Source organism: Pedobacter paludisoli (assembly GCF_052344095.1).
GTDB lineage: Bacteria > Bacteroidota > Bacteroidia > Sphingobacteriales > Sphingobacteriaceae > Pedobacter.
Genome location: NZ_CP179926.1, coordinates 2,016,168 through 2,030,839, shown reverse-complemented (window position 1 = coordinate 2,030,839; position 14,672 = coordinate 2,016,168). Strand labels below are relative to the sequence as shown.

At 38.1% G+C, this 14,672-nt stretch carries 12 protein-coding genes; 4 read left to right on the top strand and 8 right to left on the bottom strand.

Going from position 1 to position 14,672, the window contains the following annotated elements; genetic code table 11:
* Positions 1-109: 109 nt before the first annotated feature.
* The 6 genes from ACJVDK_RS08155 to ACJVDK_RS08130 form a co-directional block, all read right to left on the bottom strand.
* The gene (locus tag ACJVDK_RS08155; protein WP_443939786.1) at positions 110-1,459 is read right to left on the bottom strand and encodes a HAMP domain-containing sensor histidine kinase; all 1,350 of its coding nucleotides are present in this window, start codon (positions 1,457-1,459) and stop codon (positions 110-112) included.
* 2 nt (positions 1,460-1,461) lie between these two features.
* On the bottom strand, positions 1,462-2,136 hold the full coding sequence (locus ACJVDK_RS08150; protein ID WP_443939785.1) for a response regulator transcription factor: 675 nt from the start codon (positions 2,134-2,136) through the stop codon (positions 1,462-1,464).
* Positions 2,137-2,273: 137 nt separating this feature from the next.
* Positions 2,274-2,813: an SRPBCC family protein gene (locus tag ACJVDK_RS08145; RefSeq protein WP_443939784.1), complete on the bottom strand. Its 540-nt coding sequence runs from the start codon at positions 2,811-2,813 to the stop codon at positions 2,274-2,276.
* Positions 2,814-2,865: 52 nt separating this feature from the next.
* Positions 2,866-3,261, bottom strand: a complete 396-nt coding sequence (locus tag ACJVDK_RS08140) for a group III truncated hemoglobin (RefSeq protein ID WP_443939783.1) — start codon at positions 3,259-3,261, stop codon at positions 2,866-2,868.
* A complete protein-coding gene (locus ACJVDK_RS08135) occupies positions 3,251-3,685 on the bottom strand; it encodes an aspartyl protease family protein (RefSeq protein WP_443939782.1) in 435 nt (144 codons plus the stop codon). Before ACJVDK_RS08135 ends, ACJVDK_RS08140 begins: the two co-directional genes overlap by 11 nt.
* Positions 3,686-3,708: 23 nt before the next feature.
* Complete coding sequence (locus tag ACJVDK_RS08130; protein WP_443939781.1) at positions 3,709-4,647, bottom strand: malate dehydrogenase; 939 nt, start codon at positions 4,645-4,647, stop codon at positions 3,709-3,711.
* A 253-nt stretch (positions 4,648-4,900) separates the two neighbouring features.
* Between ACJVDK_RS08130 and dnaE the strand changes: the two genes are divergently transcribed.
* From dnaE to ACJVDK_RS08115, 3 genes are all read left to right on the top strand, one after another.
* On the top strand, positions 4,901-9,331 hold the full coding sequence (gene dnaE, locus ACJVDK_RS08125; RefSeq protein WP_443939780.1) for a DNA polymerase III subunit alpha: 4,431 nt from the start codon (positions 4,901-4,903) through the stop codon (positions 9,329-9,331).
* A gap of 221 nt (positions 9,332-9,552) precedes the next feature.
* Positions 9,553-9,873: a thioredoxin gene (gene trxA, locus ACJVDK_RS08120; RefSeq protein WP_443939779.1), complete on the top strand. Its 321-nt coding sequence runs from the start codon at positions 9,553-9,555 to the stop codon at positions 9,871-9,873.
* Positions 9,874-10,039: 166 nt separating this feature from the next.
* Positions 10,040-11,263: a PQQ-dependent sugar dehydrogenase gene (locus ACJVDK_RS08115; RefSeq protein WP_443939778.1), complete on the top strand. Its 1,224-nt coding sequence runs from the start codon at positions 10,040-10,042 to the stop codon at positions 11,261-11,263.
* Between the two features lie 123 nt (positions 11,264-11,386).
* Here the strand turns inward: ACJVDK_RS08115 and ACJVDK_RS08110 are convergent, their stop codons facing one another.
* Entirely contained in the window at positions 11,387-12,223 is an 837-nt protein-coding gene (locus tag ACJVDK_RS08110; RefSeq protein WP_443939777.1) for a DUF3078 domain-containing protein, read from the bottom strand.
* A gap of 164 nt (positions 12,224-12,387) precedes the next feature.
* On the opposite strand from ACJVDK_RS08110, the gene ACJVDK_RS08105 reads away from it, so the two are divergent.
* Complete coding sequence (locus tag ACJVDK_RS08105) at positions 12,388-13,305, top strand: DUF58 domain-containing protein (RefSeq protein ID WP_443939776.1); 918 nt, start codon at positions 12,388-12,390, stop codon at positions 13,303-13,305.
* Positions 13,306-13,526: 221 nt separating this feature from the next.
* On the opposite strand, the gene hppD is transcribed toward ACJVDK_RS08105, so the two are convergent.
* A complete protein-coding gene (hppD, locus tag ACJVDK_RS08100) occupies positions 13,527-14,657 on the bottom strand; it encodes a 4-hydroxyphenylpyruvate dioxygenase (RefSeq protein WP_443939775.1) in 1,131 nt (376 codons plus the stop codon).
* Positions 14,658-14,672: the final 15 nt, after the last annotated feature.

Below are 14,672 nucleotides of genomic sequence, written 5' to 3'. Positions count from 1 at the left end.
TCGAAAGTATTATAACCAAATAAGAACCATATTAGAATGAGATTAGAATTTCGGTTAGGGTATTCCAAGAAGTTTTAGGCGTACAAAAAAGAGGAGTATTTTTCTTCGATTAGATAAATAAAGGCAGCATGATTTTTATTTCAGTGCCTATTCCAACGGTTGATTTAATGCCAATACTACCACGGTGTAACCGGATAATGTTGAGCGAAAGAGGTAAGCCTACACCATATCCTTTAAATGAATTGGTATTAGATGCTCGGTAAAAGGGTTCGAATATATGTTGTATATCATCTTGTGGGATTCCAATACCCTGATCGATAACGGTGATGCTTACAATGTTGTTTTTACTTTCTAATATCACATCAACTGGCCGGTTATTGGAGTATTTACATGCATTGCTAACCACGTTGCTGATAGCCAACTTTAGTAAATTGCGATTTGCTTTAAGTGTTATTAAGCTTTCATCCTCGGGCAATGCGTTTAAATTAAGTTCAATTAAACTTTCGGGATGAATTTGGTTAACAGATGCTTTAATTTCCCATAAAAGCTCATCCATTCGAATTTCTTCTCGCGGTTGATTTTTTCCATTAAAACCCGATTGCGCCAATCCTAATAAGCTGGTTAAAATGTTCTCCAGACGTTCCGCTTCATCCTTAATTTTGGTCAAGGCCAAGTGTTGTTTCTCGGTATCTCCCTGTGCTTTTATCGCCAGTTCTACCTCCCCACTTATAATGGTTAAAGGTGTTCTTAGCTCATGCGAAGCATTGCTGATGAAATTGTTTTGGGTTTCAAAAGCCGTTTCCAAACGATTAAGCATGTTGTTGAACGTTTGTGCCAGCTGCGACATTTCATCGTTCCCATCTTTAAACTCTAAACGAAGGTGTAAATTTTCGGCTTTTATTTTTTTTACACTTTTAATAATGTTCCGCAAAGGTTCAAGCATATAGTTGGAGAAACGCCAGCCCACAATAAACGATAATAAAATGGATAAGAAAAAACCTGCAATTAAAATCTTTTGTAATTCTTTAAGTTCTCGAAAACCAATCGGATCGCTAGCGGCAACAATAACCAGATATTCTTTTCCATCTTGTACAAAAGATTTTCCGGCATAGAAGTGGTTTTCGTGCTGATGGCGAGCCATTTTGCCATTTTTAATTGACTGATAGAATTGGTCGGGAAGCCGAGTTGAGGAAGGTAATGTTTCTCCTTTATTTAAAACAAATGCTTTTTCTGAGGGCAAATGTTCCAAATATTGATTGCGCATTTTGGCATATGCGTTGTTGTTTTTATCCTCTTTAAGTTTTAGTTGGGCGGTGATGCGTACCCGAGCCTCTAAGCGTTTATAGAAATCTTCAAAAGCAAATTTATGGGCAAAATACCAAACAAAACCACTCAAAAGCGTGATGATAACCACGGATAGAATGGCAAATAATAAGGTTATTTTTTTGGTAATTTGCATGATTAGTCTTTTAAAACATAGCCAAGTCCTACAACGGTATGGATTAATTTTTTAGGTGTGTTTTTATCAATTTTTTTTCGAAGGTAATTCACGTAAACGTCTACAACGTTGGTGCCCAAGTTAAAGTCAATATCCCAAACATTCTCCAAGATATCAATTCTTGATAAAATTTTCGCTTTGTTTTTTGCCATGAATTCCAACAAACGGTACTCTGTAGCGGTTAAAATAATTTCTTCGTTATTTCTTTTAACCGTTTTAGCTGTAAGGTTTATCTGTAAATCGTCAATGTTAATGATTTGATCGAGTGAAATGATGCCGCCATATCGGCGCAGCAAAGTTCTAATTCGGGCAAAAAGTTCGGCAAACTTAAAGGGTTTAATTAAATAGTCGTCTGCGCCATTATCAAGACCCGTAACCACATTTTCTGTTGTGCCTAATGCCGTAAGCATGATGATGGGTACGTTAGGTTTTTCTTTCTTTAGTATTTTGCAAAGTTCTAAACCATTTAGGCCTGGCAGCATAATGTCTAGAATAATCAAGTCAAATGGATTGTCTAAGGCCATTTGCTTGCCAATTAGGCCATCGGGAGCAATGCTAACAGTAAAACCTTCATCTGTTAAACCTCGCGAGATTACAGATACTACATTAGGCTCATCTTCTACTAGTAATAAATTCATCTTTGGCAAGAAGCTTAAAAAAAAAGGGATTACAAAATTATGAAGCAACTTAATTAAAAATTTATACAATTTTTTGACTTAAAAAAAGTCCTTTGACTTTTTTAGCCAAAGGACTTTTTAAAATAACCAGTAAATGTTTAACCTCCCTTTTCCGATAGTTCCTTAAGACCTTGTAATCCCGATTCGAAATCTTTCCCAATCATTCCATCCATTCCGCCCATAAATAAGCACATCCATTTGCTAATCATGTTGTTTTTTCCGCTCATGGTCCAGGTTACTTTGCTTCCGCTGGGTTCTGGTTCGATGGTGAATTTGGTGTCGGCAATGCTTTCGAAAGGTTTAATGAATTTTAGTTCGATGTCGATTTCTTTATAAGGCTCTACTTTGATGATTTTCATTTGACCACTTCCCATTTTTTCTCCTTCCCAAGCATGTGTGTGGTTTGGTTGCATGGGGGTGCCGGTATTGGTCATTTTTGCAGATGGTTCCATTTTAGTCCAAGCATCCCATTTGGTGAATTGATTAAAATCGCCAATGTTTTGATACACCACACTATCGGGTGCGTTGATTGAAATGGAGCGACTAACCGAATAGGTATTAGGCATAAAAAAGCTGCCTATAATAATAATTACGGCTAATGCCACAATTATTCCAAGTAGAATTTTTAAGAATTTCATATATTAATTTTTTGTTGCTTCCTTAAAATTAAGAAAAGAAATTCACTATTAATTACACAATTTTAGTTTTTGAGGGGGCAGCATTGAGCTTGAAAAACATTAAATCGGCAATGGACTGGGCTTTTTGTTTAATTAGATTTGCATTGTTGCCTTCAAAGTATTCATCCACTGTGTTAAAAAAGAGCGTCTTCCATGCAGTAAACTCCGTTTCTTTTAAGTTGATTTTAGCGTTGATATCGAAATGCGTTAACATGGGGTTTCCCTTGTAAATGGCGGAGCCAAATAAAATGCTTTCCCAGAAATCGTACATTTTAGGCAGATGATGTTCCCAGTTTACCTTGGCAATTTTTGTGAAAATAAAACCGATGGTATCATTTTTTTCTACCTTTTTGTAAAAGGCGTTTACTAAAAACTCAATATCTTCTCGATTGGAAATATCAGTTTTCATCGATATAAAGTTTTAAAAGCATTTTATTGTAGTTGATTAATGCTTTGTGTTTCATTAAAATATCGCCCCCTATAATGGCAGTAATAGCAGGATGCCCATATTGCTGGTAGGTTTGGCTTACGGATTGCAAATCAAATGCTACCGTTTCGTAATTTTTAATCTTTAAGCGGCCAATTTTTAATTCAGGAACACATGCCTGTACTGTGGTAGTACTGCTGAAAAGTGTGGCGGCATTTATTTCTTCTGATTCTTCTAAGGACTTTGAAAGATTTTGCTCAATAAAGCTTTTGTCGAAAACGCTTCGGGAGGCACCCGTATCCAAAACAGCCAAGTGTTTTTGTTTGAAAACGGTAATTTCTACTAAAAGATGAAATCCATCGTCTTGCAAATTAATCAGTTGAAGTGGGACTGAAATGGATTTCATCTTTTTAGTAAATTTTGAGAATATTAAATTAAGTTCATCTCGTTTAGTACGTTGTTCATGTTGCGTACAGCATCCGCACTTTTAGCAAAGGCAGCTTGTTCTTCGTCTGATAATTTAAAATCGATGATTTTTTCCCAACCCGAACGGCCAATAATTACGGGAACACCCATACAAATATCATTTTGTCCGTATTCGCCTTCTAAAGAAACCGAGCAGGTAAATAATTTTTTCTCATCGCGAATGATAGCCTCCACTAAGGTGGCACCCGCTGCACCCGGAGCATACCAAGCTGAGGTACCGATTAATCCTGTTAAGGTTGCGCCACCCACCATGGTATCAGCAGCTACTTTATCAAGTGTAGCTTGATCCAATAAGTTACTTACCGGTAAACTTTGGTAGGTTGCTAAACGTGTTAGCGGAATCATGGTTGTATCACCATGGCCGCCAATAACAAAACCTTGTAGATCGTTTGGGTTACAGTTTAGTGCTTTTGATAAATAGAATTTAAATCGTGAACTATCCAATACACCACCCATCCCGATAATTCGGTTTTTAGGTAATCCTAACGATTTCAATGCCAAGTAGGTCATTGTATCCATCGGATTGCTAATGATGATAAATATAGCGTCTGGAGAATATTTTAAAATATTTTCTGCCACATTTTTAACAATCCCGGCATTAATGCTAATCAACTCTTCACGGGTCATTCCAGGTTTACGAGGAAGTCCTGAGGTAATAATTACCACATCAGAATTTGCGCTTGCCTGATAATCACCAGTTACCCCAATAATGTTGGTGTCAAAGTTCAAGAGCGTGGCGGTTTGCATCATGTCTATTGCTTTTCCTTCGGCCAAACCTTCTTTAATATCTAATAAAACGAGTTCATTTGCCAATTCTTTTCTGGCAATATTATCTGCACAAGTAGCACCAACTGCGCCGGCACCAATAACGGTTACTTTCATAAAGGTGATTTTAAGGTTTGCGTATAAAATCTATTGAATTTAAGGATAAATATAGGTTTAATATGTGGAAAGTTCAAAGTAGAAAGGTAACATGGTCGTACTACGCTATCTGTTAAACCATTAAACAAAAAGGAATAAATTTTTTGATGATTTCCTGTTGTTATGTTGATAAATCGCTGACAACTTCAGGCAGTAAATTGCGTATTTTTGAAAGACCGTAACGTTTTCTGCCACGGCTAAATTTACCTTAGATATGTACTTAATTTTTGATACTGAAACAACTGGTTTGCCTCGTAATTACAATGCGCCCATTACCGATACCGATAATTGGCCGCGCTGTATTCAAATTGCCTGGCAGTTGCACGATGAGATGGGTAGGATGGTTGAGCATCAAGATTATTTGGTTCAGCCAGAGGGATTTAATATTCCCTACGATGCAGAACGAATTCACGGAATCTCTACAGAATTAGCCGCCGAACAAGGTATTCCTTTAGCGGAAGTGCTGGAGAAATTTAATGAGGTATTAAATAAAGCAACCTTTGTAGTGGGGCAGAATATTGGTTTCGATATCAATATTATGGGTTGCGAATTTCATCGCTTTGGCTTGGCCAACCGCATGGTTGAAATACCAGTTTTGGATACCTGTACCGAAGTAACGGCCGATTTGTTGAAATTGCCTGGCGGTAGAGGGGGAAGATTTAAATTGCCAACATTAACAGAGTTGCATCAGTATTTATTTGGTGTTCCTTTTAATGAAGCGCACAATGCCACTGCCGACGTTGAAGCTACCACACGTTGTTTTTTGGAATTGATTAAACGCGAGGTTTTTAAAAAAGATGAACTTTTAGTTGATGCCGAGTATTTTCCTCGTTTTCGAGAAATTAATCCAGGGGAGATTGGTAGTTTTGGTATTCAGCATGTTAATTTAAAATCTGCCTCTGATGAGATTCGCAAACGCATTGCGAAAGAAGAGGGCGGGGGTGTTTCAAAACAAGAACTTGCAGAAAACAGGCAAGAGCTGGCCTTGGCAACCTATGTGCATTTGCACAATCATACGCAATTTTCGGTTTTACAAAGTACCATTGCGATTCCGGATTTGGTAAAAGCTGCTGCGGCCAATAAAATGCCTGCAGTTGCGATGACCGACCATGCCAATATGATGGGTGCCTTCCATTTTGTTAACCATGTTTTAAAACATAACAGTGCCGCAGAGGCAAAAAATGCGGCAGCCATTGAAGCCGGCGAACGACCAACAGAGATTGTGATGAAGCCCATTGTGGGATGCGAGTTTTTTGTGTGCGAGAACCATTTAGACCGAACCGCAAAAGACAATGGATACCAAATGGTATTGTTGGCTAAGAATAAAAAGGGCTATCACAATTTGGCGAAAATGTCGTCGATAGCCTATACAAAAGGCTTCTACTACGTACCCCGTATTGACCGAAAAATCATCGAACAATACAAAGAAGATATCCTGGTGCTTTCAGGAAATCTTTCGGGCGAAATTGCCAGTAAGATTTTAAATTTAGGTGAAACGCAAGCGGAAGAAGCGTTGTTGTGGTGGAAAGAGCAATTTGGCGCAGATTTCTATATCGAAGTCATGCGACACAACCAAGAAGACGAGAATCGGGTAAACGCGACGTTAATTTCACTGGCAAGAAAGCATGAAGTGAAATTAGTTGCGACGAACAATACCTACTACATTAATAAAAAGGATGCCAATGCACACGATATTTTGTTGTGCGTAAAAGATGGCGAAAAACAAGCTACTCCGATTGGTCGCGGCCGTGGATTTAGATACGGATTACCCAACCAAGAATATTATTTCAAGTCGGCAGACGAGATGAAAGCGCTTTTTGCGGATTTGCCAGAAGCGATTGTCACTATTCAGGAAATTATCGACAAAGTAGAAATATACAAGCTTGCGCGTGAAGTCCTTTTACCAAAGTTTGATATTCCTGAACAGTTTTTAGTTGCTGAGGATGAACAAGATGGCGGTAAGCGTGGTGAGAATAAGTTTTTGCGTCACTTAACGTATGAAGGAGCAAAACGTAGATATACTGAAGTAACGCCTGATATCTCGGAACGTTTAGACTTTGAGTTGGCTACTATTGAAAAAACAGGATATCCGGGCTACTTTTTGATTGTACAGGATTTTATTGCCGAAGCACGAAACTTAGATGTTTCGGTAGGACCGGGTCGTGGTTCAGCGGCAGGTTCGGCGGTAGCGTATTGTTTGGGGATTACAAACATCGACCCGATTAAGTACGACCTCCTTTTTGAGCGTTTCTTAAATCCTGACCGTGTATCCATGCCCGATATTGATATTGACTTTGATGATGAGGGGCGCGGTCGTGTAATGGATTACGTAATCAATAAGTACGGTTCTAGTCAGGTAGCGCAAATTATCACGTATGGTACCATGGCGGCGAAATCATCCATTCGTGATACAGCCCGCGTATTGGATTTACCACTTTTTGAGGCGGATAAAATTGCCAAGTTAATCCCCAATATGAAACTGGCAAAAATATTCAATTTGGATGAAAAGAGCTTAAAAGAGGCTTTACGTCCGGATGAATATGAAAAAGTAGTAGAATTAAAAAATTTAGGAGGGCTAAAAGATTTAAGTGCAGAGACCATTCAACAAGCACAGGTTTTAGAAGGTTCTTTGCGAAATACAGGAATTCACGCCTGTGGGGTAATCATTACACCCGATGATATAACCAACTTCGTTCCGGTTTCAACGGCAAAAGACTCCGACCTGTATGTTACGCAATTTGATAACTCGGTAGTAGAAAGCGCTGGTCTATTAAAAATGGACTTTTTGGGTCTGAAGACCCTTACCTTGATTAAAGACACCGTAAAATTGGTGCAAAAAAGGCACGGTATTTTGCTCGACCCGGATAATTTCCCGATAGATGACGTTAAAACGTACGAGCTTTTCCAACGTGGCGAAACCATTGGTATTTTCCAGTACGAGAGTCCGGGTATGCAGAAATATATGAAGGAATTGAAGCCAACTGTTTTTGCCGATTTGATTGCGATGAACGCCTTGTATCGCCCAGGACCAATGGAGTACATTCCGAGTTTCGTTCGTCGTAAAAATGGGGAGGAAGAAATTCAATACGATTTAGATGCTTGCGAGGAATATTTAAAAGAAACGTACGGCATTACCGTTTATCAAGAGCAGGTAATGTTGTTATCGCAAAAATTGGCTGGTTTTACCAAAGGTGATGCCGACGTTTTGCGTAAAGCGATGGGTAAAAAGCAGAAGGATGTACTGGATAAAATGAAACCTAAATTTGTTGCTCAGGCTGTTGCAAAAGGGCACGATGCACCAACTTTAGAGAAAATTTGGAAAGATTGGGAGGCCTTTGCATCCTATGCCTTTAACAAATCGCACTCTACGTGTTATGCGTGGATTGCGTATCAAACGGCTTATTTAAAGGCGCATTATCCGGCAGAATACATGGCTGCGGTACTGTCGAATAACATGAGCGACATTAAACAGGTGGCTTTCTTTATGGAAGAATGTCGTCAAATGGGCGTGGTTGTATTGGGGCCTGATGTAAATGAATCGGATATTAAGTTTTCAGTAAATGCTAAAGGTGAGGTTCGCTTTGGTTTATCAGCAGTGAAAGGGGTAGGAGAAAAAGCGGTAGAAAGCATTATCGAAGAACGGTTGAACGGAAGTTTTGGGAATGTTTACGATTTTGCCAAGCGTTCCAATACCCGCGTGGTGAATAAAAAGGCCTACGAAAGTTTTGTGTATAGCGGTGCTTTTGATGCTTTTGGTTATCACCGGGCGCAGTACTTTTATATTGGGCCTAACGATAAAATGAATGGTATCGAGAAGATTATCAAGTATGCCAACGATTTTCAAAATAACGAAAGCACTTCGCAAGCCTCTTTATTCGGTGGTTCAAAAGCCGATATGATTTTAGAACCTGCTTTACCGGTTTCGCCAGAATGGGCTTTAATCGACCGTCTAAAATATGAAAAAGATGCCATCGGGATTTTCCTTTCAGGACACCCATTGGATAACTATAAATTAGAACTTGAGCGTTTTTGTACACATAACGTTAAGCAATTATCTGTTATTAACAAAGTACGCTTGGGCGATACCAATGAAGAGGTTTTATTTGAGTTTGATAAATTGAAAAACCGCGAGCTTTGTGTAGGTGGTTTAGTTGTTTCAGCCTCTCAGCGGATTACCAAAACCGGTAAACCTTTTGGGATATTTGTTTTCGAAGATTATGACGATGCATGTGAAATAGCACTTTTTGGTGAAGATTTTCTAAAGTTTAAGTCTTTTTTAACGGAGGGATATTTCTTGCAGATTAGAGGTAGAGTAGGCGAGCGCTTTGGAAAAGCAGGCGATTGGGAGTTCAAAATAACTTCGATGAATTTGATGTCCGAATTGCGTGATAAATTAACGAAAAGTTTAACGATACAAGTTCCTATAGAACGTATTAGCGAAGATTTAATGCGTCAGATAGAGGATATTTTGGAAGAAAATAGAACCACCACCGAGCAGCAAAATTGTCAGTTAAATTTTGCCATTTACGACCGTGAAAAGGAATTTATGTTGGATATGCCTTCTAAAAAACTGAAGATTAATCCAAGTAATCGTTTCTTAGAACAGTTGATGGGGCTGCAAGTGGTTAATTATAAACTGAATTAGCGTAAGGAAATAATAATTACTGCTGTTAAAAAGCATAATTGAAAGTACTTTGCATCTTTCTGTTTTTGCTGAGAATCTTTTTGCATATTTGTAAAAAACGAAATCGTGTTTATACGCGTCAGAAGCTGAGAAAACACCTTTATGGAAGGAATGTCAAATTGACATTCTAGTATTGGTGGCATAACAATTGAATACATATATTTGAACATAAAAAATTAATTATGGCATTAGAAATCACAGATGCAAACTTCGAGGAAGTTGTATTAAAATCAGATAAACCGGTATTAGTAGATTTTTGGGCAGAATGGTGTGGCCCTTGTCGTATGGTTGGTCCAGTTGTAGAAGAAATTGCTAAAGAATACGATGGCAAAGCAGTAGTTGGCAAAGTAAACGTGGATAACAATCCGCAAATTTCTATGCAATTTGGTATCCGTAACATCCCAGCTTTATTATACTTCAAAAATGGTGAAGTTGTAGATAAACAAGTTGGTGCAGTTCCAAAATCAGTTTTAGCTGACAAATTAAACAAGCAATTAGCGTAATTCGTTAAAGCTTTCAAAATAGAACCCGAATTCAGGAAATGACTTCGGGTTTTTTATTGCCTCTAGGTTTTAAATCGTTAGCACTACCTAAAACAATCTTTACAATATTCTTGTTACGGGTTTTTAATGACTTCAATTTTTTGTTTCTTTAATTAAAAAAACAATCATGCTTGTAAATCCATTCAATTTCAACCGTTTAAATATTTTCGTAGCTGCTTTTGTTATGAACTGTTTTGGCATTTCTTGTGTAAATGCTCAAAATAATGCTCCTGTGGAAACCGGAAAGCCAACGGCCGATTTTAAGCCTGCATTTGAAGGGCAAACACGTGTTCCTGGTGTGAAAACGGTTACACCGATTGACGTACGTGTTTTATACGATAAATTAGAAAACCCATGGGGGATTGCCGTTTTGCCGGATGGAAGATTTTTAATCTCTCAAAAATACGGAACCATGGTTATTTTGAATGCGGACGGCACTCTGAATAAGAAAATTACAGGTTTGCCAAAAGTTGACCCTTCAGGTCAAGGAGGTTTGTTGGATGTGACAATTGACCCAAATTTTGCTTCCAATGGCATGGTTTATTGGGCTTTTGCCGAACCGCATGGGGAGGATGCCATGTTAGCCATTGCAAAAGGGAAACTGAGTAAGGAAGAATCACGAATAGAAAATCAGGCGGTTATTTACCGAACCGGACAAGCTTATAGCGGAAAGTTACAGTACGGAGCTAGAATTGTTTTTGACAAAGGAGGCAATTTGTTTGTAAGTACAGGCGAGCGTTCAGGAAAGGATATTCGCATGCAAGCACAAAATTTAAATTCTGCATTGGGTAAGGTAATACATTTAACTCCTGATGGAAAAGCTGTTCCGAATGGGCCTTTTGCACAGACGCCAAATGCCAAACCTGAAATCTATTCTTATGGACATCGAAATCCGGATGGCTTAGCATTTAATCCACTTACAGGCGATTTGTGGGAGGCCGAATTTGGACCGAAAGGTGGTGATGAAGTAAATTTAATTCAGGCAGGCAAAAATTATGGCTGGCCTATCATCACCTATGGAACAGAATATTCAGGTAAAAAGGTAGGTGATGGCATTCAACAGAAAGAAGGAATGGAGCAACCCGTTTATTACTGGAATCCTGTGGTTTCGCCAGGTTGCATGATTTTTTACGAAGGTGATGCAATTGCTGAATGGAAAGGAAACATGTTTGTAGGGGGATTAAGTGGTTCGCACATTGCCCGCCTAGTTATAAAGGATAATAAAGTAATTGGTGAAGAGCGTTTATTGGCCGGTAAAGGGGAGCGTTTTAGGGATATGGCTGAAGGTAAAGATGGCGCTTTGTATGTGGTTACTGATAATGGAAAGTTGTTTAAGTTAGCAAAGAAGTAGGAATGGTGGTTACCGGAGAGTGAATAGAGATGGCCATTTTTTGGTTGCTTTTTTCAGAGCCAAATTATACGTTTTAAAGAAAGGCAAACCCCACAGGTTTTTAAAAACTGCGGGGTTTATTTTCTAATACTTACCAAATTTATAGGTTAAGCCAACACCTAATGTTTCTTTTAACTGTAGTTTTCCAATTTGATTGTCATCGTAAAATAGATCGACTGTAACTTGCGTTGAGATAAATTTATTCACTTTCAAATCTAGAATTCCAGAATAAGACAGAACTAAGTTTTGCGGTTTTTCCAGGTAATTACTAAATATTCCAAAGCGATTATCGAGCGATATGTTGTCCATTAGTTTTACTTTATAGCGTCCACCAACATAGGCACCTAATTGATAAACCAAGCTTTTACCAGGCTCTACACCATAGGCTTCTTCTAAGATACCGTTATGATCAGGGTCAAAAACAGCATCATCCGTAACAAAGGTAAAACGCGAGGTTAAGGGACGTAAATTTAATTGAAAGTTGTCATTAGGAATGTAATCTACACCCAGACCTAACGTTACATAACCCGGAGCAAAGAAATTTGAGATGTATCCTTTGGTCGGATCGTCGTAATCGTATCCTTTAGTAAATTGTGATTTGACGTTTAAACCTACTGCAGCATACCATTTACTTTCGTTAATTTGGTAACCAAAGTTTGAGGTTAAATCGATTACGTCTTCTACTTTTTTGGTAGGTACTTCTTGTTCTGAACGTAAACCATATCCCATTAGAATACGATTTTCCCAGAGATATTTGTTTCGTTTTAGATTAAATTCGTAATCTACACGAGCTGTTAGTGCTACTGAATTTACGCCTCCTGAAATCCAATTTGAAAATGCCGCCTGGTTTAATAACAAGGTGTTTGTACCACGGATGGTCCGATCCTTCAGCTTTTTTTGCAGTATCGAGCTTGCTGGCAAGTTTTGAGCTTTCTGTATTCACTTTTCCTCCTTCAATTTTTTGAGCAAAGGAATACATACTAATAAGCGATGATAAAGTGAGTAATAATTGTTTTTTCATATGTTCTTCACGTTGATTTACTAACAAAGTTAAAAGAATAAAAATACTTTTCTAAATTTACGATATGCGCACCGTTAACCATGAACAAGAAACTAGTTTTGGCAATTTAGAGTTGTTAGCAAAGCAGGTTGTAGAAGGATTTATAACTGGATTACACAAAAGTCCGTTTCATGGTTTTTCAGTAGAATTTGCGGAGCATAGGCAATACAATAGGGGAGATAATGTTAAAAATATCGATTGGAAGTTGTACGCTAAAACGGATAAACTGTATAGCAAGCGCTTTGAAGAGGAAACCAATTTACGTTGTCAACTTGTATTGGATATCTCCTCATCTATGTATTTTCCAGAGCCTAAAAAGAGTAAATTAACTTTTTCAATAGAAGCAGCTGCAGCGTTAATGTATTTGTTAAAAAAACAGCGCGATGCTTTTGGCCTAAGCTTGTTTGCGGAAGAAATTATGTTGAATTCACCAGCGAAATCGACCACTGTTCATCAAAAGTTTTTGCTCTCGCAGTTGGAGGAATTGTTGCATAACCCAAAACTGAATGCCCAAACCAATATTAGTGAAGCTTTACACCAAGTTGCAGAGCTTATTCATAAACGTTCATTAGTAATTATTTTTAGCGATTTGTTTAATACCCAAATGAGCGATGAAAAAACGGATGCCTTTTTTGATGCCTTGCAACATTTAAAATTCAACAAGCACGAGGTTGTTGTTTTTAATGTAGTGGATAAAGCGAAAGAAGTAGATTTTAATTTTGAAAAACGCCCCTATCAGTTTATTGATATGGAAACGGGTGAGACTTTAAAAGTACATACGAGTCAAATAAGAGATAGCTATGTGGAAGCCGTAAGCAACTACCGTCAAAAAGTAGCCCTTAAATGTACCCAATATAAAATCGATTTGATTGATGCCGATATCAACGAAGGGTTTTATTCAGTTCTGCAAGCTTATTTAATTAAGCGCCAAAAATTAGGTTAGTTATTGCAAAAAACCTCATGTATTTTGCAATACATGAGGTATCAGATAAGGGTAACCGGAAAACTAAAAAACTAATTATGAGTTTTATAGATTTAACAAAACGGAAATCGCTTCTTGTGTTTCGTTATTTCAAAGATGCATTTCAATTATGAAGTTTTTGTGAAGAAAACTTCTGCTGTGAACCTGTATCTGTCTAGACTTTTTTTATTTGATGCGGGGAATTATAAGTTTCCTCTTAACTCTTGTTCACGTTCTAATGATTCGAATAAGGCTTTAAAGTTGCCAGCTCCGAAACTTTGAGCGCCTTTACGTTGTATAATTTCGAAGAAAAGGGTAGGACGGTCTTCAACCGGTTTGGTAAAGATTTGCAATAAATAACCTTCTTCATCGCAATCAACCAAAATACCTAAACTCATTAAGGTTTTAATTTCTTCGTCAATTTCACCTACACGATTAGGCATCATTTCGTAATATGCTTCCGGTGGTGCACTTAAGAATTCAACACCACGTGCTTTTAATTGCGTAACGGTTTTAACGATATCTTTCGTTGCAACAGCAATGTGCTGAACACCTTCGTCTTCGTAAAACTCTAAATATTCTTCAATTTGCGATTTCTTTTTACCTTCTGCAGGTTCGTTAATTGGGAATTTGGAATATCCGTTTCCGTTGCTCATTACTTTACTCATTAAAGCAGAGTATTCGGTATTAATTTGTTTATCGTCGAATGAAAGGATGTTCACAAAACCCATTACATCTTCGTACCATTTCACGGCTTCGTTCATACGATTCCAGCCCACGTTACCTACACAGTGGTCGATATACAATAAACCTGCATCTTCTGGATTGTAATCGCTTTTCCAAGGGCGATAACCTGGTAAAAATGTACCGGTGTAGTTTTTGCGCTCGATAAACATGTGAACAGTTTCACCATAGGTATAAATACCACTCATGCGAACCTCGCCAAACTCATCTGTTAACGTAATAGGCTCTTGATACGGTACTGCCCCACGTTTAGTAGTTTCTTCATACGCGCTGTAGGCATCGTCTACCCAAAGTGCTAAAATTTTTACACCATCTCCATGTTTTTTAACATGCTCTGAAATTGGATGGTCAGATTTTAATGCGGTAGTTAGAATTAAGCGAATTTTGCCTTGTTGTAAAACATAAGAAGCTCTGTCGCGAACGCCGGTTTCTGGACCTGCATAGGCTAAACTTTGAAAACCGAAAGCGGTTTTGTAGTAATGTGCTGCTTGTTTTGCGTTACCCACGTAAAATTCGATATAATCGGTTCCATTAATGGGAAGAAAATCTTGAGCTTTCGCTATTTTTTCTGCAAATGTTAAAGTTTCCATTTTTGTATGTGTTGT